Source organism: Shinella yambaruensis, assembly GCF_050859155.1.
Taxonomy (GTDB): Bacteria; Pseudomonadota; Alphaproteobacteria; order Rhizobiales; family Rhizobiaceae; genus Shinella; species Shinella yambaruensis.
The window spans coordinates 1,295,051-1,316,585 of the sequence record NZ_CP150638.1; the positions used below are offsets into that span (position 1 = coordinate 1,295,051).

Genomic DNA, 21,535 nt, shown 5'->3' on the forward strand with positions numbered 1-21,535 from the left:
CATGTCGCTGATCGTGTTCCTGCTGCTGGGCTATCCGGTGGCATTCGCGCTCGCGGCGAACGGCCTGCTCTTCTTCATCATCGGCGTGGAGCTCGCGCCCCTCTCCGATTCGATCAACCTGTCCTGGCCCTTGCTGAACGCGATGCCGGAACGGCTTTGGGGGGTGATGTCGAACGACACATTGCTCGCCATCCCCTTCTTCACCTTCATGGGGATCGTGCTCGAAAAGTCGGGCATGGCCGAGGACCTTCTCGACACGATCGGCCAGCTCTTCGGGCCGATCCGCGGCGGCCTTGCCTATGCGGTCATCTTCGTCGGCGCGCTGCTTGCCGCCACCACCGGCGTCGTCGCCGCGTCGGTCATCGCGATGGGCCTCATCTCGCTGCCGATCATGCTGCGCTACGGCTATGACCGGTCGATCGCCTCGGGCGTCATCGCGGCCTCCGGCACGCTTGCCCAGATCATCCCGCCCTCGCTCGTCCTCATCGTGCTTGCCGACCAGCTCGGCCGCTCGGTCGGCGACATGTATGCCGGCGCGCTCATTCCGGGGCTGGTGCTGACCGGGCTCTACATGCTCTACATCCTGCTGATGACCTTCCTCAGGCGGGACTCCATGCCGGCGCTGCCGCTGGAGGCGCGTTCGCTCGGCTCGGGCGTGACCTCGCTGGCCATCGCGCTCGCCGTCGCGGCCGGCTTTGCCTATGCGGCGCATATCTATCTCTATCCGACGCAGGGCGAGAACGCCGACATCCTCGGCGGCACCGTCGGCGTCCTCTTCATCTACATCGTCGCGGTGGCGGACAAGACGCTCAATATCAACATGATGTCGCGGCTGGCCCAGCAGGTCATCATCGTGTTGATCCCGCCGCTCGCGCTGATCTTCCTCGTGCTCGGCACGATCTTCCTCGGCATCGCGACGCCGACGGAGGGCGGCGCCATGGGCGCGGTCGGCGCGCTCGTCATGGCGGCGGCCAAGGGCCGGCTCACCATGGACGTGGTCCGCTCGGCGCTCACCGCCACCACGCGTCTTTCCTCCTTCGTGCTCTTCATACTCATCGGCGCCCGCGTCTTCTCGCTGACCTTCTACGGCGTGAACGGGCATTTGTGGGTGGAGCATCTGCTGGTTTCCCTGCCGGGCGGCGAGACGGGCTTCCTGATTGCGGTGAACGTGCTGGTCTTCTTCCTGGCGTTCTTCCTCGATTTCTTCGAGCTCGCCTTCATCATCGTGCCGCTGCTCGCGCCGGCCGCCGACAAGCTCGGCATCGACCTCATCTGGTTCGGCGTGCTGCTCGGCATCAACATGCAGACGAGCTTCATGCACCCGCCCTTCGGCTTTGCGCTGTTCTACCTGCGCTCGGTCGCTGCCAAGGTGCCCTATCTCGACAAGGTGACGGGCAAGAAGATGCAGCCCGTGACGACGGGGCAGATCTACTGGGGCGCCGTACCCTTCGTCGGCATCCAGATCGTCATGGTAGGCCTCACCATCCTCTTCCCGGGCATGGTCATGCACTACAAGGGCGAGGGCAGCGGCGTCGATCCGGCGACCATCAAGATCGAGGTGCCCGGTTTCGGCGGCGGCCTGACGCTGCCCGACAATGGCGGCGGCCTCGGCCTGCCGGGCGGCCTGCAGCTTCCCGCCGGCAACCCGCTGGAGGGCAGCGGCGAGCAGAAGCCGGCCGAGGGCGGAGAGAAACCGGCGACCGATCTGTCGAGCCCGCCGTCGTTCAACTGAGGCGGCGGCGGGCTCGCCCCTCATCCGGCCTGCCGGCCACCTTCTTCCCGCAAGCGGGGAGAAGGAAAAGGAGGCGAGGGTTTCCCGAAAATCGCGGGCCAGTGCGGCATATCTCCTTCTCCCCGCTTGCGGGGAGAAGGTCGCGGCAGCGGGATGAGGGGCATTCCACCGGTTCGATCGGCAAGAAAAAACCCCGGGGCATCGCTGCCCCGGGGTTTTTCACGTCGTCCTCCGGCAGGGCTTACAGCTTGTTGCTGCGCTGCTGGATCATCATGAAGGTGTCGTAGTTGTATTCGGCGATCTGGGCGTTGAGGTAGTACTCGCCGCGGAAGGCCTTGATCGAGTCCCAGATCTTCTTGAAGGTCGGGTTCGAGGCTTCCATCTCCGCATAGACCTCGTTGGACGCGTCGAAGCAGGCCGACAGGATTTCCTGGCTGAACGGGCTGAGCTTCGCGCCAGCGGCGACGAGGCGCTTGATGGCCGAGGGGTTCAGGTAGTCGTATTTCTGCAGCATGTTGGCGTCGGTCGCCTGGCAGGCCGTGCGCAGCAGCGACTGGTAGGCCTTCGGCAGGCCGTCGAAGGCTGCCTTGTTGAACATGGCATGCACCGTCGGGCCGCCTTCCCACCAGCCGGGATAGTAGTAGTAGGGCGCGACCTTGTAGAAGCCGAGCTTCTCGTCGTCATAGGGGCCGACCCATTCGGCCGCGTCGATCGTGCCCTTTTCGAGCGAGGGATAGATGTCGCCGCCGGCGATCTGCTGCGGCACGACGCCGAGCTTCTCGACGACCTTTCCGGCAAAGCCCCCGATGCGCATCTTCAGGCCCTGCAGGTCGGCGACGGTCTTGATCTCCTTGCGGAACCAGCCGCCCATCTGCACGCCGGTATTGCCGCCCGGGAAGCCGACGAGGCCCTGGGTGGCGAGGAATTCGTTGAAGAGGTCGATGCCGCCGCCATGGTACTGCCAGGCGTTCATGCCGCGGGCGTTAAGCGCGAAGGGCACGGCTGCGCCGAGGGCCCAGACCGGGTCCTTGCCCCAGTAGTAGTAGGAAACGGTATGTGCGGCCTCGACCGTGCCGGCGGATGCGGCATCGGCGGCCTGCAGGCCGGGCACGATTTCACCGGCGGCGAAAACCTGGATCTGGAAATTGCCGTCCGTTGCTTCGGACACGTATTTCGACAGGACTTCCGCGCCGCCATAGATCGTGTCGAGCGACTTGGGGAACGAGGAGGCGAGGCGCCAGTTGATCTTCGGATTGCTCTGCGCGAGGGCCGGGGCCGCAAGCACGGTGGCGGCCGCACCGCCCACGCCGGCGACACCGGCCTTCTTCATGAATGAACGACGATCCATAGTTTTCCTCCCAATGGCGGGCGGTGGTTTTCCGCCCTTTGTCATCGGCGGAAACCTAACCATGTCGGCAAGGGGGTTTCAAGCCGAGGCGGCAAGGAAGGTGAAAGCCTCTGCTACGACTTTCGTCTTAGGTGGGGTTTTGTCGCTATCTGCCTGTTTTTTGAGCTTTTCCGGCGGTTGTCCGCGAGGTTGACAGCCCTTGCTGCGGTTGAAAGATTGGATGTGGAACGGCACGGGCAAGGGCACGCCATGGATATCGAGATTCGCAAGGCCTATCGCGACGAACTGGTCGACATTCTGGATTGGGCGGCGGCGGAAGGGTGGAATCCGGGTCTCGGCGACGCCGCGCCGTTCTGGGCGGCCGATCCCGAGGGCTATCTCGTGGCAGAGGCGGACAAGCGCCTCGTGGGGGCGGTCTCGCTCGTGCGCTACGGCGCGGACTACGCGTTCCTCGGCTTCTACATCGTGCATCCGCAGGTGCGCGGGCAGGGCGTCGGCCTGCGCCTGTGGAACGCGGCGATGGATCTGGCGGAAGGACGCCTCGTCGGGCTCGACGGCGTCGTCACCCAGCAGGAGAACTATCGCCGCTCCGGCTTCGCCTATGCCCATGCCAATATCCGCCATGGCGGCCGGGTGCAGAGCCCGATGCCGGCCGATTCGCGGCTGACGCCGGTTTCCCCGGTCCACATGCCGCTGATCGTCGACTACGATGCGCGTTTCAATCCGGCACGCCGCGAGGCGTTCCTGCGCGAATGGCTGAAGGAGCAGGAGACGCGCCAGAGCGTGGCGCTTCTGCATGGCACCGGCATTTCCGGCTACGGCACGATCCGCGCCTGCCGGGAAGGCTTCAAGATCGGACCGCTGTTCTCCGACACCGATGTCGGCGCCGAGCTGATCTTCCGGGCGCTGGTCGCCACCGTCGGCGGCGGGGAGATCTTTCTCGACATTCCCGCGCCGAACGCCGAGGCCAAGGCGCTGTGCGTGCGCCACGGTCTCTCGCCGGTCTTCGAGACGGCGCGCATGTACCGGGGCACGGCGCCGGACCTGCCGCTCGGCCATATCTACGGCATCACGACCTTCGAGCTCGGCTGAGCCGCCTTATCGGCCGGCCATGGCGAGCAGCTGCGGCCCGGCGTCGCCCGTGTGGCGCAGCGTCACCACCGAATAGCCTTCCGCCTTCAGCTGCGCGAGCAGCGAGGGCAGCACGGTGGCGGTGCGCTTGTGGATGTCGTGCATCAGGATGATGCCGCGACCGCGCTTGCGCAGGCCCTGCATGGTGCGGCTCGCGACGGAGGCGGGCGTCACCTTGAAGTAGTCCTTCGAATCGACGTCCATGTCCATGATGATGGTGCCGCGCCGGGCGACGGCGCTGCGCAGCGCCGACGTATCCGCCAGATAGGGGAAGCGGAAGAAATCCGGCCGGCGGGCGGTGGCGCGTTCCACGGCCTTTTCGCCCTTGCGGATTTCCGCCATCGCCGCCTCGAAGGCGAGGTAGCGCAGGTTGGCGTGGCGATAGGTGTGGCTGCCGACGGTATGGCCGCGCGCGACGACCTTGCGGGCGATCGCCGGATAGGCGTCCGCCATCTGGCCGACCATCAGGAAGGTCGCCTTCACGCCGTAGCGGTCGAGCGTGTCGAGGATCGCCTCGGTGCGGCCGGGCACGGGGCCGTCGTCGAAGGTCAGCACGACCTCCTTGTGCTTCAGCTTCAGGTCGCCGAGCGAGGCGACGGCAAGGGTCCGCCCCGCAAGCCCCGTATGCCCGGCCCAGCGGGCCGGCGACATCGGCACGGGATCGTCCGCGTCGAGCTTCTTCGTCGTCCCGGTCTCGGCAAAGGCGGTCTGGGCGGAAGGGCGCGGCTTGGTCGTGTTGCAGCCGGCAAGAACGGAGAGGGCCGCCAACGCGGCAAGAAGCAGACGGCAACGCATCGGGTGCACTCGCAAGGCAATGATCTTGCGAGAACTTTTGTCAAATCATGGTTAACGAAGCGTTGCGGCGGTTGAGGAGGAAGGCGCGTTACCCGGCCATCGCCTCCTCGTATTCCGCCGAAAGCTCCAGCCACTGTTCCTCGGCATCGTTCAATTTGTCGACCGCCATGGAGCGCAGCTTGGCCTTCTCCGCCGCCTTGGCCGGGCTCTTCTCGTAGAGCGCCGGATCTGCAAGCTCCGTGTCAAGAAGCTGAATCTGCTTCTGCAGCTTCGCCGTCAGGGATTCGATTTCATTGATCTTTTTCTTCAGCGGGGCGAGCTGGGCGCGCCGGTCGGCATTCGCCTTGCGCAGGTCCGCCTTGCTGGCCTCGCCGCTGTTGGAGGCGGACTTCTCCCGGTCGTCCTTCTTGCCGGACTGGACGATGAGGCTGCGATATTCCTCCATGTCGCCGTCGAAGGTCTTCACCGTGCCGTTGTTGACCAGCCAGAGCCGGTCGACGGTCGCCTCGATGAGGTGCCGGTCGTGCGAGATGAGGATGACGGCGCCCTCGTAGTCGTTCAGCGCCTCGATCAGCGCGCGGCGGCTGTCGATGTCGAGATGGTTGGTCGGCTCGTCGAGGATGAGCAGGTTCGGTGCGTCGAAGGCCGCAAGGCCCATCAGGAGGCGCGCCTTCTCGCCGCCGGAAAGATCCTTGGCGGGTGTCGACATCTTCTCCGTCGCAAGCCCCATCTGCGCCACGCGGGCGCGCACCTTCGCTTCCGGCGCCTCCGGCATCAGCCTGCGCACATGCTCGACCGGCGATTGCTCGGGAACGAGGTCGTCGAGCTGGTGCTGGGCGAAGAAGCCGATCTTGAGGCCCGGCGCGCGCTTCACCACGCCCGATTCGGCCTCCAGCCGGCCGGAGATGAACTTGGCGAAGGTCGACTTGCCGTTGCCATTCGAGCCGAGCAGGGCGATGCGGTCGTCATTGTCGATGCGAAGGTTGATCTGCCTGAGGATCGGCTTGCCCGGCACATAGCCGACCGCGCCGCCCTCGATGGCGACGATCGGCGAGGCCGGCTGTTTCTCCGGCTCCGGGAAGGTGATCGGCTGGACATGCGTCTCGACGACGGCGGCGACCGTGCCCATGCGCTCCAGCGCCTTGACGCGGCTCTGCGCCTGCTTGGCCTTGGTGGCCTTGGCCTTGAAACGGTCGATGAAGCTTTGCAGGTGTTTTCGCGCAGCCTCGTTCTTGGCTTTCGCCTTCATCTGCAATTCGTCGGCCTCGGCCTTCTGGCGCTCGAACTGGTCGTAGGAGCCGCGATAGAAGGTCAGCTTCTGCTGGTCGAGATGCACGATGGCGTTGACGGCGGTGTTGAGGAGATCCCGGTCGTGGCTGATGATGATGACCGTGTGCGGATAGCGCCGCACATAGTCTTCCAGCCATAGCGTGCCTTCGAGGTCGAGATAGTTGGTCGGCTCGTCGAGCAGCAGGAGGTCCGGCTCGGAGAACAGCACCGCCGCCAGCGCCACGCGCATGCGCCAGCCGCCGGAAAAGCTCTTTGCCGGGCGCTGCTGCGCCTCGTGGTCGAAGCCGAGGCCGGCAAGGATGCTCGCCGCGCGGGCTTCCGCCGAATGGGCGCCGATATCGCCGAGGCGCGTCTGGATTTCGGCGATGCGGTGCGGATCGGTCGCCGTTTCCGCTTCCTTCAGGAGGCTGGCGCGCTCCTTGTCGGCGGCCAGCACGATCTCGATCAGCGGGTCGTCCGTGCCCGGCGCCTCCTGCGCCACCTGGCCGATGCGCGCGTTCTTCGGCAGCGAGATGCTGCCGGCTTCGGCGGCAAGCTGGCCGGTGATGACGCGGAACAGCGTGGACTTGCCGGTGCCGTTGCGGCCGACAAGACCCACCTTCACCCCGCTCGGCAGCGAAAGGGAGGCGTTATCGATGAGGAGACGCCCGGCAACGCGGGCGGTGAGGCCGGAAATCGTGATCATGCCGGGTCTATAGAGCAATTCCAGCGAAAGTGCGAAGCGGTTTTGCGCCCGAAATGGTGTCAAAACAGAAAGCGGGGAAGGCGGCGGCGTCAGGCCGCCGCGCCACCGCGATAGGCCCGGCCGGCCCGATCGGCGACTTCCGCCGAATAGATGCGCAGCGCAATGCCGGCGTCGCCCGCATAGGCGAGCGCCTGTTCCGCCTGGTCGTAGAACGTGGCCGGCGTCCTGGCCGCGTCGCTCATGGAGACGCCGGCCGTCAAGGTCAGGAAGCCGGCCGGCAGTTCCCGGTCCATGAAGGGGAAGGGCTTTTCCGCAACCCGCACGGCGATGCGGCGGGCGATCGTCACGGCGATCTCGCGGCTGACATTGGAGAGCAGCAGGCAGAAGACGTCCGGCCCGGTGCGCGCGACGAAATCCTCCTTCTTGACCGACCGGCGGAAGATGGCGGCAAGCCGCTTCAGCGTCTTTTCCGCAGCGCCCGCCGGATGGCTCTCGGCGAATTCCCTAAGCTGTTCGACGCGGAACATCAAAAGGGCCGAGGTCGCGTTCGCCGCCTCCGCCTGGAAGAAGGCCTTCAGCCGGCCGAGCAGCGCTGCATGGTTGCCAAGGCCGGTCACCGGGTCATGGGTCAGTGCTTCCCGGCTGACGGAAAGGCCCGAGCGCAGGCCATCGAGATGGGCCTGCAGGTCTTCCAGCCGTGCGGTGGACGCGCGGTCGGCCCCAAGGATGTCGCGCAGGATCGACAGCAGCCGGACCGTGTCGTTGGAAAAGTCGGAAATGCCGAGCACCGGGTCCTTGCGCATGCGGGCGGCGATTTCCTCCAGTTCCTGCAGGGCGGCCGCGCGATTGCGCCGGCTGGTTTCCGCTGCGCTCGAGATTTCGGCGAGCACGCGCACCGCTTCGCCCGCCGCCTGGCCTGCCGCCAGCACATTGTGGCTGGGCAGGGAATGGCGCAGCGCGATCGAATCGAGCGCTGCCTGCTCCGGTGCCTTGCCGAGCGCCGCGATCTCGCGCGCCACGCTCGCATTGCCGTTCAGCGCTTCGAAAAGCAGTTCGTAGTTGCGCGGCAGGCCGGCAATGCCGAGATTGGCCATCACATGCGCGATGCGCGCCGTAATCGGCGGAACGGCGGGCTGCGTGTCTTTCGGGGTGGTGCTGTCTTTGCTGCTCATGAAACGCCGTCAGGTGGTGCGCGGGTGGGGCCAGCGCTCGGGGAAGGTCGGCGTAACTATCGGATTGCACGGTTAATTTTACGTGTGCTGAAGAAAGATTCAGGTCAAAGTTGACGATGCGCAAGCCCGCTTGCGCGGGGTGCAGCGGCATCACGCGGACGCCGCCGCACGGGGATATGGTTCAGGACCTCACGCCGTCCGCCGGGCGAGCGGGATCACCCGCATCACCTGCCCGATCACGGTCGAACGGGCCGGTTCCTTGCTGCGGGGCGCGCGATTTTGCTGGAGTTCGCGCATCGCTGCCGCGTAACCCTCCGCGCGGGCTTCCTTCAGCGCCACTTCGAAGGTCTTCTCGATTACCGGATAGCACTCCTCCGGCAGGTAGGCATTCGGGGCATCGGTACCGTAAACCCGTGCCATCTTGCAAAGCGTACTGCCGAGCAGGGCTGCCCACTCTTCGGTCGTTCTTGCCATTGTTCTTCCCTCTTTCAGGAGAGGCCTGTGCCGTCCCGCACCAGCCCCGATGGCAGCGACTATCCCATTACCGATCGCCCGTGCCTGTCACTTGGGTGACAGGACGGAGCAGCCCCCAAAATCGATGCCGAGCGCTCCCATACCGTGCAACTGTATCACCACTATTGCAGGAACAGGAAGGGTCACTCACCCTAAAATTTATAGGAATTTCGATCCCTCGGTGCGCACGAAGGAGATGAGGTCCAGCGTGATGCTCGGTCCGCCCACCATGGTCAGCATGGCGTGGCACTGGCCGCGATGGTGGGTCTGGTGGTTGAACATGTGGGTGAGGGCGGGGCCGAGCGGGTGGGTGATGACCGCCGGATTGGTGAGCGGGCTATAGGTGAAATCGGTGGCGATCGCCGCTTCCGAGAGCGATTCGGTATAGGCGATCAGGCGTGCGTCTTCCGCCTGCCGCGCCGCCGCAAGGCCGGCAAGATCCTCGTGAAGGATCGCATCGAGGCGTGCCGGCGCATCGCCGCTGCCCGTGAAGCGCTTCATCCAGATCCGGTCGGCGGCGAGCAGATGGTTCAGCGTGCCGTGCAGCGAGCCGAAGAAGGCGCCGAGGTTCCGGCGAAAGGCCTCGTCGTCGAGCTTGCCGACCTCGGCGTAAAGCGTGCGGTTGGCCCAGGCATTGTAGGCGGCGAACATGCGGTAGTGGTCGAGCATCGTTGTCTCCGTGATCTGCCGCAACTATAGCCGAAGCGCGCATCGGCCGCGTGAATGTCACCCATGAAATTATCTGATTTGCGTACGGCGCCGTCCTGCGCTCCAATGGCGGCAAACCGAAACGAGGCTTTGATGACCCGATTGCTCTACGCGCTTTCCGGCGCCGACCGGACCCGCCAGTTCTCGCCCCATGTGTGGAAGACGGTGATGTCGCTCGCCCACAAGGGCCTTGCCTACGAGACGGTCCCGGTCGGCTTTACCGAGATCCCGGCCATCGAGGGCGGCAGCACGACGACGGTGCCGCTCCTGCGCGACGGCGACCGGCTGGTGCGCGACAGTTTCGACATCGCCCTCTATCTCGACGAGGCCTATCCCGACCGGCCGTCGCTGTTCGGCGGGGAGGGCGGCAGGGCGATGGCCCGCTTCATCGAGAACTGGTCGCAATCCACCCTGCACATGGCCGTCACCCGTATCGCCATCCTCGACATCCATAACCTGCTGGAGCCCGCCGACCAGGTCTATTTCCGCCGCAGCCGCGAGGAGCGCCTCGGCGCCTCGCTGGAGGACATCGCGGCGGCCGGCAAGACGGAGGTGGAGGGCTTCGCCAAGAAGCTCCAGCCGCTGCGCAACATGCTGAAGGTCCAGCCCTTCATCGGCGGTGAAGGCCCGCTTTTCCCCGATTACATCGTCTTCGGCGCGCTGCAGTGGCTGCGCACGACGGCAGGCACGAAAGTGCTGGAGGAGGGCGATCCCGTCGCCGGCTGGTTCGCCCGCTGCCTCGACCTGCACGGCGGCGTCGGCCACCGTGTGACGGCGGCGTGAAACTTTGCCGCTGACGGCGCCAATCGCGGCGCCCCTCTTGTTTTGCGGGGCGTTGGCGGCTATGGAACCGGCCACTTTCACCGGAAAACCAAGGGAAACGGGAAAATGGCGATTGAACGCACCTTTTCGATGATCAAGCCGGACGCGACGAAGCGCAACCTGACCGGCGCGATCACCAAGATGCTCGAAGACGCGGGCCTGCGCGTCGTTGCTTCCAAGCGCGTCTGGATGAGCAAGCGCGAAGCCGAAGGCTTCTACGCCGTTCACAAGGAGCGTCCGTTCTTCGGCGAGCTCGTTGAAGGCATGACCTCCGGCCCGACGGTCGTCCAGGTCCTGGAAGGCGAGAACGCCATCCTGAAGAACCGCGAAGTCATGGGCGCCACCAACCCGGCCAACGCCGACGAGGGCACGATCCGCAAGACGCATGCCCTGTCGATCGGCGAGAACTCGGTTCACGGCTCGGACGCGCCGGAAACCGCTGCCCAGGAAATCAAGTACTGGTTCTCCGACACCGAAATCGTCGGCTGAATCGGTTGTCCGGCTCCGGCCGGAAGCCTTTGACAGAATTTGGAAACCGGAGCCGGAAGGCTCCGGTTTTTCATTGTGCCGGATCGAACTTGAAGAGCGGCTGGCCGGCCAGGAGCAGCGCTTCGGCCGGGTGGCGCAGATAGCTCCGGCAGCCGCGATCGAGGCGAATTGCAAGATCCGTGGCAAGGGCAAGCCTTGTTTCGACCGGCTCGACGGCAAGGACGAAATCGGCAAGGCGCGCATGGTCGCCGCCGGCAAACAGCAGTTCCGCGACGATCGGCGCCTTGATCGGGTCTTTGGCGAGCGGTGTCAGCGGCACGGATTTCAGGGATTTGGAAAGCTCCACCCACAAGGGCCATTCCGCCTGGAATTTCCGGCTGATGTCCGTCGGCATGTCCGGAGGGACATCGGATTTGCCGGCGAGGTAGGGAGCGAGCGTGTCGATCGCCACGACCCGGTCGATGAGGTCCCGTACCGAGACATTGCCGGTCCGGGGCACGACGCGGCGCGTATTGATGGGTATGCTTTCGAGCGTCGAGTCGACCACGGCGGGATCGGGCCCTGCGGCGCGAAGAGCCCTGTAGGCCACCAGCCATGCCGGATCGAGAAGACCCTCCGGCCTGACCCGCCCGGCCGTGATCTCGGCCAGAACCACCTCTGCCACCTTTGCTGTCGAGGCGATATCGCCGGTCTGGTTCACATAGGTCATCAGGAAATCGCGTTCCGGCTCCTTCGCCGCCGCGATCCAGACGGTGTGCAGGCTTTTCTGCGTCGCCTGGGCCGCGGCGTCAGGCACCGGAAGCCGCGGCAGGGCCGGACTGCCGACGAGCGCCGGCGCCCAGCTCCAGAGCTGCGTCAGGTCCGCAAGCCTGGTCGTGTCGGGAAAGCCGGCAACGAAGACCGGCCAGGCATTCGGGTCGCGCTGGCTCGCAACGAGCCCTGCCTGAAGGAAGAACAGCTTGTGGCGGCCCGCCGACGCGGCGAGTTTGGCCTTCTCCTCATCGGGCCGGTCCGCGATGGCGGGCACGATCCGCCCGCTGAGCGAGACTTGCCGCTCCGGCGGCAGGCTGGCGATCGCGGCCAGCAACCTGTCGCCATCCCCATGCAGCAGGATCGCACGCACGGTGGAAATCAGCCCGTTGAGCTGAACCGGATCGGCATCGCCCAGCGCATCGAACCCGTCGCGCGTCGCATCGAGGGCGCCGGCAAGATCGATCGCCTCGCGCACGCCGGCATCGCGCAGTCCGTGGGCGAGGGCTGTCGCCTCGTCCATGGAAAGGCTGCCGTAGCGGATTTTCAGATAGGCCGCTTCCGCCCCGAAACCGCGCGCCTTCAAGCGCGGCAGTTTCTCCCGGTCCGCCAGCACCGTATCCGAAAAGGCAAGGATTACGGGCTTTGCCGGACAGTCCGCTGCCTCCTCGGCATGGGCCGCAGGGGAGAACACTAAAAAGCCGAAAGCCAGGGCAGGCAGGAATCGCATGTGTCCGATCCTCCGGGAGCAGCTTTGGATGGAACGCGCGATCCCTGGCGAATATTCGTCAGCTGGCGGGACACGTCGCCGTTTCGAAATGCGCGGGTGTCTTGCCGTCCTTGAACACCTCCGGGTTCCTGTCGTAGCCGGGGCCGACGACCAGGGCCTTTGCCGGCAGGATGCTCTGGTCGGCACTGGAGGTGACCTGGGTTTCCAGGCTTTGCAGCACCGCGCCGTCGGGCCCGACGACCTGGATGGCCACCTTGTAGGGCACGCCCTTCTTCACGCAGGAAATGTCCGGGCTCTCCAGCGCGACGCGGGTGAGATTGGCGAACAGCTTGCGCTCCAGCGTCAGCGGCGCGCCGCCCGCCGGATTCTCGAACTCGGCCCGCACCACGGAACCTTCCGGCACCGGCGCGGTGCGGTCGAGCGTCACCATGTAGGTGGCATAGGCGAGGCGGTAGTTGAAGACGAACATCTTGCCCGTCAGCTTCAGCGGATCGGTTCCCGCCTCGCGCTGGCAGGCGGCAAGGACGAGCAGGAGCGGCAGCAGGATCAGCCAGGATTTTTTCATGGCCGTGTCTCCTCGCGGTTGCGGTGGTAATGGCGGCTGGCCTTTGCCCGGTTGCCGCAGACGGCCATGTCGCACCAGGCGCGCGAGCGGTTGCGGCTGCGGTCGAGGAAGAGCCAATGGCAGTTCGGGCAAATCTTCAGCCGCTCCGGCTCCGGATGTGCCAGCAGCAGGAGGGCGGAGCGCGCCGTCGCGGTATCGAGCGCCCGCGGCCGGTTGCCCGAGCGGCGCAGCGTGGCGGCGATGGTCTCCAGGAGGTCGGCAAGCAGCGCCGGCGTGCCATGGCCCCGCACTTCGGCGCGAAAATGCCGGTCGATCGCCTCGCGCAGCGCGATCAGCCCCGCGCGTCCATCCTCGCTCACCGCCTCGAGCGGGCCGAAACGCGCATGCTCCGCCCCGTGCCTGTCCGCCCCGGCGGGGAAGGCGTCCATGATGGCGGGATCGGCGAAACGGTCGATCCGCCGATCGGGATCGCCGCGCAGCACCACGGAATTGGCGACATCGAGGGCGAGCGCGCCGCCGGAGAAACGATGCGGGGTCCAGGAAAAGGTCATGCGATATTCTAACTGGTAAAAGTCTTTTTGCCAGTTATAATTTCCAGCACGGTTCCAGAAGGGCAGGCAGTGGCTTCCCGGGAGGCGTGCGTGACAATGCGGGAAAGCCCGGAACCGCCATGGCCTATTTCCTCCAGCAGATCGCCAATGCCGCGCCCGTTGCCGCGCTCTATGCGGCACTCGCCTTCGGCTATTCGATCGCCTTTGCCGTGACGCGCCGGGCGGATGTCGCCTATGGCGCACTCTTCGCCTTCGCCGCGCAGATGTTCATCCTGTTTTCCGGTTACGGCTGGGACCGGTTGTGGCTGGTGCTGCCCGCCGCGCTCGGCTTCGGCGCGGTCGTGGCGCTGCTCTACGGCGTCGGCGCCGGCCTCGTCGTCGGGCGCCATGTCATGCGCCCGCTCGCCTTCTCCTCGGACAATACGGTGGTGGTCGCCGCCCTCGGCGTCGTGCTGGTGTTGATGGAGACGGCGCAGCTCGCCGCGGACACCCGCAGCCTCTGGCTGCCGCCCTTCCTCAACACGCCGGTCATGCTGTGGGGCGATCCGGCCTTTCCCGTCGCGCTGACGGTGCTGCAACTGGCGAACACCGCGGCCATGGCCATCATCGTCCTTGCCGGCCATGTTTTCCTCGCCCGTTCCGCCTGGGGCCGGCGCTGGCGGGCGGTCTCCGAGGACCGGCAGGCGGCGGAACTCTGCGGCGTCGATGCCGCGGGCGTCTACCTCTCGGCCTATGCGCTGGCGGCATTGATCGCCAGCCTCACCGGCATCCTCGCCGTCTCCTACTACGGCAACATGGATTTCGGCGGCGGCCTCGTCTTCGGGGTGAAGGTGCTGTTCATCGCCGCCATCGGCGGGGCGGGCACGCCGCTGCTCTCCGCCCTCGGCGGCGCGGCCATGGGTCTCGCCGAGACGTTGTGGAGCGCGTATGGCGAATTCTTATGGCGCGACCTGGTGATCTTTTCCGCGCTCGTCCTGCTGCTGGTGATTTTCCGGCGGGAGCGGCCGGTGCCGTAGAGGGTGTGCCGTGCGGGTGGCAACTGTGTTCAAGCGAAGTTAGTTTTGTCGCGCTGCATTGCGTTGAGGATCGTGATGAGCTTTCGCGCGACGGCGATGATGCCGGCCTTTGCGGAACCTGTTCTGGCTGAGACGGCCTGATGGAAGGCGCGCAGGCGCGCTGAGGCCTTGATGGCGCCGAGGGCCGCCATGTAGAGGGCCTTTCGCACGCGTGGCCTGCCGCCCTTGATGCGGCGGCGGCCGGATCTCCTGCCGGAATCGTCATTGAAGGGAGCAAGGCCGGCAAGGCTTGCGGCTGTTTTGGGCGAAAGGCTGCCGAGTTCGGGCATATGGGCCAGCAGGGTCAAGGCTGTCACCTTGCCCACGCCGGGCGCGGAGGTAAGGCGGTGCGCCTGCTGAGCGAGATGTCCATTCTTCATCTGCTCGTCGATCGCAGCCTGGATCGAGGCGATCCTCTCGCCGAGGATGGCGATCATGGCCTCGATGTCGGCGCGGACGGCGGGATCGAAGGCATCGCAAAGATGCCGGCGCTCGGTTGCACGGGCATCGACGAGCTGATCCCGGCGGCGGGCAAGGGCCGCCAGCCGTTCGCGCACCGGGCAAGGCGGCGCCTCGGCCGTCAGGCCGAACATGGTTCCCATCTCGCAAAGCGAGCGGGCATCGATGCGGTCGGTCTTGGCCAGCCGTCCCCGCGCTTCGGCAAAGCGCCGGGCCGTCTTCGGGTTGACGCGGGCAAAGGCGATGCCGGCCTGCGAAAGACACAGGCGCAGCAGCCGGTCGCAATGACCTGTCGCCTCGAAGACGACCAGGTCGGTGGCCGGGTCGAGACCACGGGCAAAAGCGGACAGCGCGGTCTGCTCGTTGGGAATGCGGCAGAACCTGGCCGTTCTCGGATCGAAGATGTCGATCATGTCCTTGCCGATGTCGCAGCCGATGAAGGTATGGTGTATCGTCATGGCGCCTGCTCCTGTGTGCGGGGTCTGTGGCGACAGCCCCGTGCAACTGTTCAGGTTGATGGGCGAAGCGGGAAGGGACCAAGCCACGCCGCGGCCTGCCGTCACAAACGGCGGCCTGGATCCTCTCGGCCTCCTTCCCGCAACCATCTTACATCAGACCAAACACACAGGATCCTCGGGTCGAGCCCGAGGATGACGGAGAGGAGGAGAGGTTGCCTGACCGTCAAACGGTGCGGCAAAAGGCAACATGGCTGGTCTGTATACCCTGCCTTCTGGCGTCATCCTCGGGCTCGACCCGAGTATCCACGCGACATGGCACACCATGGCGCGGATTTCCGCTACGACCACGCCTCCCGTGCCCGATCGTCGCTTTCGTTGGCATCCACCCAGCCGCCCTCGCTACCATCGGCAAAGTGCTCTTTCTTCCAGAAAGGAGCGGAGGTCTTCAAGAAATCCATGACGAAGGAGGCACCGTCGAAGGCGGCGTGGCGGTGCGGGGCGAGCGCGATGACGAGCACGATGTTCTCGCCCGGCGCGATCTTGCCGACACGATGGATGGCGGTAATGCCGAGAAGCGAGAAGCGCTCCACGGCCTTCCGGCAGATGCGGCCGATCTCGGCCTCGGCCATGCCGGGATAATGTTCGAGCTCCAGCGCGGAAAGCCTGCCGCCCTCGTCGCGGCAGAGGCCGGTGAAGGTGACGACGGCGCCGGCATCGCGCCGCCCGGCGGCAAGGCGGGCGGCTTCCGCGGCGGCGTCGAAATCCTCCGTCTGGACACGCACGACGACCGGGACGTCGCCGGTCATCGCTCAGCCTCCCGTCATCGGCGGGAAGAGGGCGATCTCGCGGGCACCGAGAATGGACTCGTCGTGCTCGACATGCTCCTGGTTGATCGCGATGCGGATGACCTTCTCATGCTCCAGCGCGTGGGCATAGTCCTCGCCGAGCGTCTTCAGATAGGCGAGCAGGTCGCCGCCGGTCCTGACGGAGGCGGGCAGGTCGATCTCCTCCTCGCCCTTGCCGATCCGTTCGCGCACCCAGGCGAAATAGACGAGCTTCGTCATCTCACTCGTCCACGATGTGCTTCAGGCCGACGCGGAAATAGTCGTAGCCGGTATACATGGTGATGAGCGCGGCGGCCCAGAGCAGGGTGATGCCGATCTCGGTCGTGTAGGGCAGGATCTTGTCGCCGGCGGGGCCGGCCAGCAGGAAGGCGATGGCGAACATCTGGATCGCCGTCTTCCACTTGGCGATGCGCGTGACGGGCACGCTGACCTTGAGGTCGGCGAGATATTCGCGCAGGCCCGAGACGAGGATCTCGCGGCACAGGATGATGATCGCGGCCCAGATCGTCCAGCCGGCGATGGTGCCGTCCGCGGCCATCAGGAGCAGAACCGAGGCGACCAGCAGCTTGTCGGCGATCGGGTCGAGCATGCGGCCGATATTCGATGTCTGGTTCCAGATGCGGGCGAGGTAACCATCGAGGTAGTCGGTAATCGAGGCGACGACGAACAGCCAGAAGGCCGCCCAGCGCGCAAAGTCCGACGATTCCAGCCGCCCTTCGACGAAGAAGCAGAGAACGATCAGCGGAACGGCCACGATACGGCCGTAGGTGAGGAGGTTGGGTATGCTGTATGCGCGGGAAGCCATGGATTCTTCAGTCTCGACAGGTTTGCGGCTAGATGAGGTCTTTGTGACAGCGCCGTCAACCTTTGTTTCCGGCAATTCTTGGCGAATTTACGGAGCGTGGGCGAATGTCGCGGCCATTCGCGGAAAACGCCGCGAATTCTGCGGGGCCGGCGGGCTCATGTCGGCGGCTTGCCGTCCGTCGCGAAGGCGGCGGAAAAGCGCTTGCCGTCCGACAGCGTGCCCTCGCAGGCAATCGTGGCCGGCCCCTTCGTCGGATTGCCGAAACCGCAGGTGCCCGTTGCCGGAAAGACATCCGGCTGGTCCGGCGTGTCCTTGCGGCTGACGATCACCTTGTCGAGGTTGATGACGTCCGTATCCGGCGTCGGATTGTCGCCGTCCATGCCGGTGAAGGTGACGATCCGGCCGTCGTCGAGCACGAAGTAGAAGCCGACGCGGCCGTTCGGATAGGTGACGTTGAGCAGCTTTTGCGAGCACGCCTCGCTGAACCGGAGGTCGCCGACAACGAGCTCGGCGCAGGTTCCGCTGACGCCCAGCATCTGCGCATCGCCGACCTGCGTCTGCGCGATGGCGGCCGTTGCGAGAAGGCAGAGGCCGAAGGGCACGATCTTGCGGAAGACGGTCATGGCGCCTCGCTCTCGAATGAAGGAATGCCGTATGGGCACCCTAGCACCCGCCGGCAGGGCGGGCCAGCTATCCCGCCGCGTCGTCGTGGAAATGGTTGTAGACGATGCGTGCGACGCTTTCCGAAATGCCGGCGACCGCCATCAGGTCGGCCATCGCCGCGCGGGAAACGGCCTTGGCGGTGCCGAAATGCTGCAGCAGGGCGCGCTTGCGCGTCGGGCCGACGCCGGCGATCTCGTCGAGCGGGTTCTTCACCATTTCCTTCTTGCGCCGCGCCCGGTGCGAGCCGATGGCGAAGCGGTGCGCCTCGTCGCGCAGGCGCTGCACGAAATAGAGCACGGGATCGCGCGGCGGCAGGGAGAAATCCGCAAGGCCCTTCATGAAGAAGCGCTCGCGCCCGGCCTCGCGGTCGGCGCCCTTGGCGACGCCGATGGCGATGACCTGGTCCGTGATGCCGAGCTCTTCGAGGATGGCGCGCACAGCCGTCATCTGGCCCTGGCCGCCGTCGATGAGGATGACGTCGGGCCAGGCGGGGAAGGGGAGGTCCGCCGCGTCCGCGCCCTGGTCCGCACCGCGGTCCGGCAGGCCCTCTTCCTTGATGAGGCGCGAGAAGCGCCGGGTCATCACTTCCTTCATCATGCCGAAGTCGTCGCCGGGCGTGATGTCGGTCGATTTGATGTTGAACTTGCGGTACTGCCCCTTCACGAAGCCTTCCGGCCCCGCCACCACCATGCCGCCGACGGCATTGGTGCCCATGATGTGGGAGTTGTCGTAGATCTCGATGCGGCGTGGCACGTAAGGCAGCTTGAAGGTGGCGGCGAAACCGTCCAGCAGGCGCGATTGCGAGGCCGTCTCCGCCAGCTTGCGGCCATGCGCCTCGCGGGCATTGGCGACGACATGGTCGACGAGGTCCTTCTTCTCGCCGCGCTGCGGCACGGAGATGGCGACCTTGTAGTTCGAGCGCTCGGAAAGCGCCTGGCTGAGCAGGTCCATTTCCTCGACGGTCTGCGAAAGCAGGATCTGCCGGGGACAGGGCTTGTCGTCGTAGAACTGGGCAAGGAAGGCGTTCAGCACCTCGCTGCCGGTAAGCTGCGGATCGGCCTTCGGGAAATAGGCGCGGTTGCCCCAGTTCTGCCCGGTGCGGAAGAAGAAGACCTGGATGCAGGAGATGCCGCCCTCGTGATGGATGGCGAAGACGTCGGCCTCCTCCACGCCGGCCGGGTTGATGCCCTGGTGGCTCTGGACATGGCTGAGCGCCGCCAGCCGGTCGCGATAGACGGCGGCGCGCTCGAAATCGAGCTCCTCGGCGGCGTCATTCATGGCCGCGGCCATGTGCGCCTTCACCTTCTGGCTTTTTCCCGAGAGGAAGTCCTTCGCCTCCTGCACCAGCTCCGCATAGTCCGCATCGCGGATCTCGTGGGTGCAGGGACCGGAACAGCGCTTGATCTGGTAGAGCAGGCAGGGCCGCGTGCGCGTCTCGAAGACGCTGTCGGTGCAGGTGCGCAGGAGGAAGGCGCGCTGCAGCGAATTGATCGTGCGGCCCACCGCGCCGGCCGAGGCGAAGGGGCCGAAATAGTCGCCCTTGCGGCTGCGCGCGCCACGATGCTTGAAGATCGCCGGCGCGCGCGTGTCGCCCGTCACGAGGATGTAGGGGAAGGACTTGTCGTCGCGCAGGAGCACGTTGAAGCGCGGGCGCAGGCGCTTGATGAGGTTCGCCTCCAGCAGCAGCGCCTCGGTCTCGGTGCGCGTGGTGACGAACTCCATGTTCGCCGTCTGGCGGATCATCTGCGTGATGCGGTTGGAGTGGCCGCGGCCCTGCGCATAGTTCGTCACGCGCTTCTTCAGGCTGCGCGCCTTGCCGACATAGAGCACGTCGCCCGCCGCGTTGAACATGCGGTAGACGCCGGGGCTGTTCGGCAGGCGCTTGACGAAGAGCTGGATCAGCTCGGCGCCGATGACGCCCTCCGGCACGTCGCCGCCCTCGTTCCAGTCGATCCCCGGAGTGGCGATGCCGGGCGCGACGGCGACGGTCGCCGCGGGAGATTCCTGCAGCTCGTCCTCGTCGTCCGTCTCGTTCTCGTCATAGAGGATGCCGCCATCCTCCACCTTCCGGCCATTCATTCGGCTATTCCCCCGACATCGGGTGTCTCCCAGGCGAGATGCTGCCCGCCGTCGAGCGCTATCATTTGCCCGGTAATGGATGGCGTGTCGAACAAAAAGCGAACTGTGCGGCCGAATTCGTCGAGGCCAGGTCCGCGGCGCAGGATCAGGCCCTCCACCTGCGCCTGGAAGGCGGCATCGTCCTGCCGCTCGTTCGGCAGCGACGGGCCGGGGCCGATGGCATTGACGCGCACGCGCGGAGCAAAGCTCTGCGCCATGGTGCGGGTCGCCATCCACAGCGCCGATTTGGAGAGCGTGTAGGAATAGTAGCGCGGCGTCGGGTTCCAGACGCGCTGGTCGATGATGTTGACGATCGAACCCGGTGCGCCCTCGGGAAGCTGGCGCACGAAATCGCGCGCGAGGATCGACGGCGCCTTCACATGCACGGCGAAATGCCGGTCCCACAGCGCATCGTCGAAGGCCTCCACGGTGTCGGGCTTGAAGAGCGAGGCGTTGTTGACGAGGAGGCCGATGGGGCCGAGGGCGTCCGCCGCCGTGCCGATCAGCCGGCTTGTGGCCGCCCCGTCCGCAAGGTCGCATTGCACGGCGACGGCCCTTCCGCCGCCGGCATTGAAGGCGCGGGCCATCGCCTCGGCGTCTTCCAGGGACGTGTTGGCATGGATGGCGACGGCGAAACCGTGTGCCACGAGGTCTTCCACGATGGCCTTGCCGATGCGTTTCGCGCCGCCCGTCACGAGGGCCGTCCTGGGGGGCTTGTTCACGAAATTCCGTCCTGCCGATTCATTTGATTAACCGGCCCAAGATATAGACATCCCGGCGCACGCTTAAACTCCCCCATGACAATTGGTTGCAGAAAAATTAACTGCAGAAGCGAATTCAAAGTAATTTGAAGTATATTTTATCGATTTTTGTACTTATTGAATTTATGGTTAATAAATCGCCTGGTGCGCAAAAGTCACATCCAATTTGTGCCGCCTCGTTGCCACAATCATTTCACATTTTGGCTCTTTCAATTCCTCAATCTTTATTCAATTTCCGCTCAACCGGGCGGGACTGAATTGGAAATGACGATGCCCGATCGCCTCCCACAGAGGGCGTCGTTCAGTAAAGGAGAATATCATGCGTACACTCATCGCCACCCTCATCGCTTCGACCGTCTCCATGGTCGCTTTCCAGGCTGCTCACGCTGCCGACGCCATCGACGATATCCCGCAGGCTCCGGCCGCTGAATATTCCGAGCCGGTTGCCGGCGGCAACTGGGCCGGCGCCTATGCCGGTGGTACGGCAAGCTGGCAGCGCGGCGACTTCAGCCGCCAGGGCGACGCCAAGGCAAACGGCCTCGGCGGCGGCGTCTACGGCGGCTACAACATGCAGAACGGCCAGCTCGTCTATGGCGGCGAAGCCGACCTGAACTATTCGGGCGTCGATGCCGAGCGCAACGGCCTGAAGGGCAAACAGGGCGTCAACGGCTCGATCCGCGGCCGCGTCGGTGTCGACCTGAACCCGGTCCTCGTCTACGGCACGGCCGGTATTGCCGGCACGAATGTCGAGATGAAGAACGCCGCCGGCAAGGACGACCGCAACATGGTCGGCTGGACCGCCGGTGCCGGTGCCGAAGCCTTCGTGACCAACAACGTCACGGCGCGTATCGAATACCGCTACAGCGACTACCAGAAGAAGGGCTTCAACCTCGGCGGCACCAAGGTGAAGTCGGGCTTCGAAGACCACAGCGTCCGCGTCGGTCTCGGCGTGAAGTTCTAAGCCAAACGGCTTTGGAAGCGGGAAAGGCCGGGCGAAAGCCCGGCCTTTTCTGTGTTTGGATGTGGTTGCCCCTCACCCTAACCCTCTCCCCGCAAGCGGCAGGCGAATTGCATATGGATGAGGCGGCGC

The 21,535-nt window shown here is 65.5% G+C and carries 22 protein-coding genes; 6 read left to right on the forward strand and 16 right to left on the reverse strand.

Annotated features, from left to right (window positions below):
• The first annotated feature begins 1 nt into the window (after position 1).
• The gene (locus tag WMC41_RS06360; protein WP_432347345.1) at positions 2–1,732 is read left to right on the forward strand and encodes a TRAP transporter large permease; all 1,731 of its coding nucleotides are present in this window, start codon (positions 2–4) and stop codon (positions 1,730–1,732) included.
• A 241-nt stretch (positions 1,733–1,973) separates the two neighbouring features.
• On the opposite strand, the gene WMC41_RS06365 is transcribed toward WMC41_RS06360, so the two are convergent.
• A complete protein-coding gene (locus tag WMC41_RS06365; protein WP_244765961.1) occupies positions 1,974–3,080 on the reverse strand; it encodes a TRAP transporter substrate-binding protein in 1,107 nt (368 codons plus the stop codon).
• 249 nt (positions 3,081–3,329) lie between these two features.
• Between WMC41_RS06365 and WMC41_RS06370 the strand changes: the two genes are divergently transcribed.
• Positions 3,330–4,172: a GNAT family N-acetyltransferase gene (locus tag WMC41_RS06370; RefSeq protein ID WP_244765960.1), complete on the forward strand. Its 843-nt coding sequence runs from the start codon at positions 3,330–3,332 to the stop codon at positions 4,170–4,172.
• A gap of 6 nt (positions 4,173–4,178) precedes the next feature.
• Here the strand turns inward: WMC41_RS06370 and WMC41_RS06375 are convergent, their stop codons facing one another.
• From WMC41_RS06375 to WMC41_RS06395, 5 genes are all read right to left on the reverse strand, one after another.
• On the reverse strand, positions 4,179–5,006 hold the full coding sequence (locus WMC41_RS06375; RefSeq protein WP_288081747.1) for a polysaccharide deacetylase family protein: 828 nt from the start codon (positions 5,004–5,006) through the stop codon (positions 4,179–4,181).
• An 88-nt stretch (positions 5,007–5,094) separates the two neighbouring features.
• Positions 5,095–6,981, reverse strand: coding sequence for an ABC-F family ATP-binding cassette domain-containing protein (locus tag WMC41_RS06380; protein ID WP_432347348.1), 1,887 nt, complete (start codon positions 6,979–6,981; stop codon positions 5,095–5,097).
• 89 nt (positions 6,982–7,070) lie between these two features.
• A complete protein-coding gene (locus WMC41_RS06385) occupies positions 7,071–8,153 on the reverse strand; it encodes a GGDEF domain-containing protein (protein ID WP_244765957.1) in 1,083 nt (360 codons plus the stop codon).
• 189 nt (positions 8,154–8,342) lie between these two features.
• Complete coding sequence (locus tag WMC41_RS06390; RefSeq protein WP_244765956.1) at positions 8,343–8,627, reverse strand: hypothetical protein; 285 nt, start codon at positions 8,625–8,627, stop codon at positions 8,343–8,345.
• A 198-nt stretch (positions 8,628–8,825) separates the two neighbouring features.
• The gene (locus WMC41_RS06395; protein WP_432347349.1) at positions 8,826–9,335 is read right to left on the reverse strand and encodes a DinB family protein; all 510 of its coding nucleotides are present in this window, start codon (positions 9,333–9,335) and stop codon (positions 8,826–8,828) included.
• A 132-nt stretch (positions 9,336–9,467) separates the two neighbouring features.
• On the opposite strand from WMC41_RS06395, the gene WMC41_RS06400 reads away from it, so the two are divergent.
• Together WMC41_RS06400 and ndk are read left to right on the forward strand one after the other, a co-directional pair.
• Complete coding sequence (locus WMC41_RS06400; RefSeq protein WP_432347351.1) at positions 9,468–10,157, forward strand: glutathione S-transferase family protein; 690 nt, start codon at positions 9,468–9,470, stop codon at positions 10,155–10,157.
• A 105-nt stretch (positions 10,158–10,262) separates the two neighbouring features.
• Positions 10,263–10,685, forward strand: a complete 423-nt coding sequence (gene ndk / locus WMC41_RS06405) for a nucleoside-diphosphate kinase (RefSeq protein ID WP_064329673.1) — start codon at positions 10,263–10,265, stop codon at positions 10,683–10,685.
• 70 nt (positions 10,686–10,755) lie between these two features.
• Here the strand turns inward: ndk and WMC41_RS06410 are convergent, their stop codons facing one another.
• The 3 genes from WMC41_RS06410 to WMC41_RS06420 are packed head-to-tail and all read right to left on the reverse strand — an operon-like array spanning position 10,756 to position 13,281.
• A complete protein-coding gene (locus WMC41_RS06410; protein WP_432347353.1) occupies positions 10,756–12,165 on the reverse strand; it encodes a hypothetical protein in 1,410 nt (469 codons plus the stop codon).
• A 58-nt stretch (positions 12,166–12,223) separates the two neighbouring features.
• Positions 12,224–12,730 carry a hypothetical protein gene (locus WMC41_RS06415; RefSeq protein WP_244765952.1) on the reverse strand — a complete coding sequence of 169 codons (507 nt, stop codon included), beginning with the start codon at positions 12,728–12,730 and terminating at the stop codon, positions 12,224–12,226.
• Positions 12,727–13,281 carry a CGNR zinc finger domain-containing protein gene (locus tag WMC41_RS06420; protein WP_272804999.1) on the reverse strand — a complete coding sequence of 185 codons (555 nt, stop codon included), beginning with the start codon at positions 13,279–13,281 and terminating at the stop codon, positions 12,727–12,729. The genes WMC41_RS06415 and WMC41_RS06420 overlap by 4 nt, the downstream gene beginning before the upstream one ends.
• 119 nt (positions 13,282–13,400) lie before the next feature.
• On the opposite strand from WMC41_RS06420, the gene WMC41_RS06425 reads away from it, so the two are divergent.
• The gene (locus WMC41_RS06425; RefSeq protein ID WP_432347355.1) at positions 13,401–14,297 is read left to right on the forward strand and encodes a branched-chain amino acid ABC transporter permease; all 897 of its coding nucleotides are present in this window, start codon (positions 13,401–13,403) and stop codon (positions 14,295–14,297) included.
• 29 nt (positions 14,298–14,326) lie between these two features.
• On the opposite strand, the gene WMC41_RS06430 is transcribed toward WMC41_RS06425, so the two are convergent.
• From WMC41_RS06430 to WMC41_RS06460, 7 genes are all read right to left on the reverse strand, one after another.
• A complete protein-coding gene (locus WMC41_RS06430; RefSeq protein ID WP_432343942.1) occupies positions 14,327–15,253 on the reverse strand; it encodes an IS110 family transposase in 927 nt (308 codons plus the stop codon).
• A 338-nt stretch (positions 15,254–15,591) separates the two neighbouring features.
• Positions 15,592–16,059, reverse strand: coding sequence for a molybdenum cofactor biosynthesis protein MoaE (locus WMC41_RS06435; RefSeq protein WP_432347357.1), 468 nt, complete (start codon positions 16,057–16,059; stop codon positions 15,592–15,594).
• Positions 16,060–16,062: 3 nt separating this feature from the next.
• On the reverse strand, positions 16,063–16,317 hold the full coding sequence (moaD, locus tag WMC41_RS06440; protein WP_432347358.1) for a molybdopterin converting factor subunit 1: 255 nt from the start codon (positions 16,315–16,317) through the stop codon (positions 16,063–16,065).
• A 1-nt stretch (position 16,318) separates the two neighbouring features.
• The gene (gene pgsA / locus WMC41_RS06445) at positions 16,319–16,903 is read right to left on the reverse strand and encodes a CDP-diacylglycerol--glycerol-3-phosphate 3-phosphatidyltransferase (RefSeq protein ID WP_244765947.1); all 585 of its coding nucleotides are present in this window, start codon (positions 16,901–16,903) and stop codon (positions 16,319–16,321) included.
• A 155-nt stretch (positions 16,904–17,058) separates the two neighbouring features.
• Complete coding sequence (locus WMC41_RS06450) at positions 17,059–17,526, reverse strand: hypothetical protein (RefSeq protein ID WP_432347360.1); 468 nt, start codon at positions 17,524–17,526, stop codon at positions 17,059–17,061.
• Between the two features lie 67 nt (positions 17,527–17,593).
• Positions 17,594–19,645, reverse strand: coding sequence for an excinuclease ABC subunit UvrC (gene uvrC / locus WMC41_RS06455; RefSeq protein ID WP_432347362.1), 2,052 nt, complete (start codon positions 19,643–19,645; stop codon positions 17,594–17,596).
• A complete protein-coding gene (locus WMC41_RS06460) occupies positions 19,642–20,406 on the reverse strand; it encodes an SDR family oxidoreductase (RefSeq protein WP_133033267.1) in 765 nt (254 codons plus the stop codon). Before WMC41_RS06460 ends, uvrC begins: the two co-directional genes overlap by 4 nt.
• Positions 20,407–20,764: 358 nt before the next feature.
• Between WMC41_RS06460 and WMC41_RS06465 the strand changes: the two genes are divergently transcribed.
• Positions 20,765–21,406 carry an outer membrane protein gene (locus WMC41_RS06465; RefSeq protein ID WP_244765943.1) on the forward strand — a complete coding sequence of 214 codons (642 nt, stop codon included), beginning with the start codon at positions 20,765–20,767 and terminating at the stop codon, positions 21,404–21,406.
• The last annotated feature ends 129 nt before the right edge of the window (positions 21,407–21,535 follow it).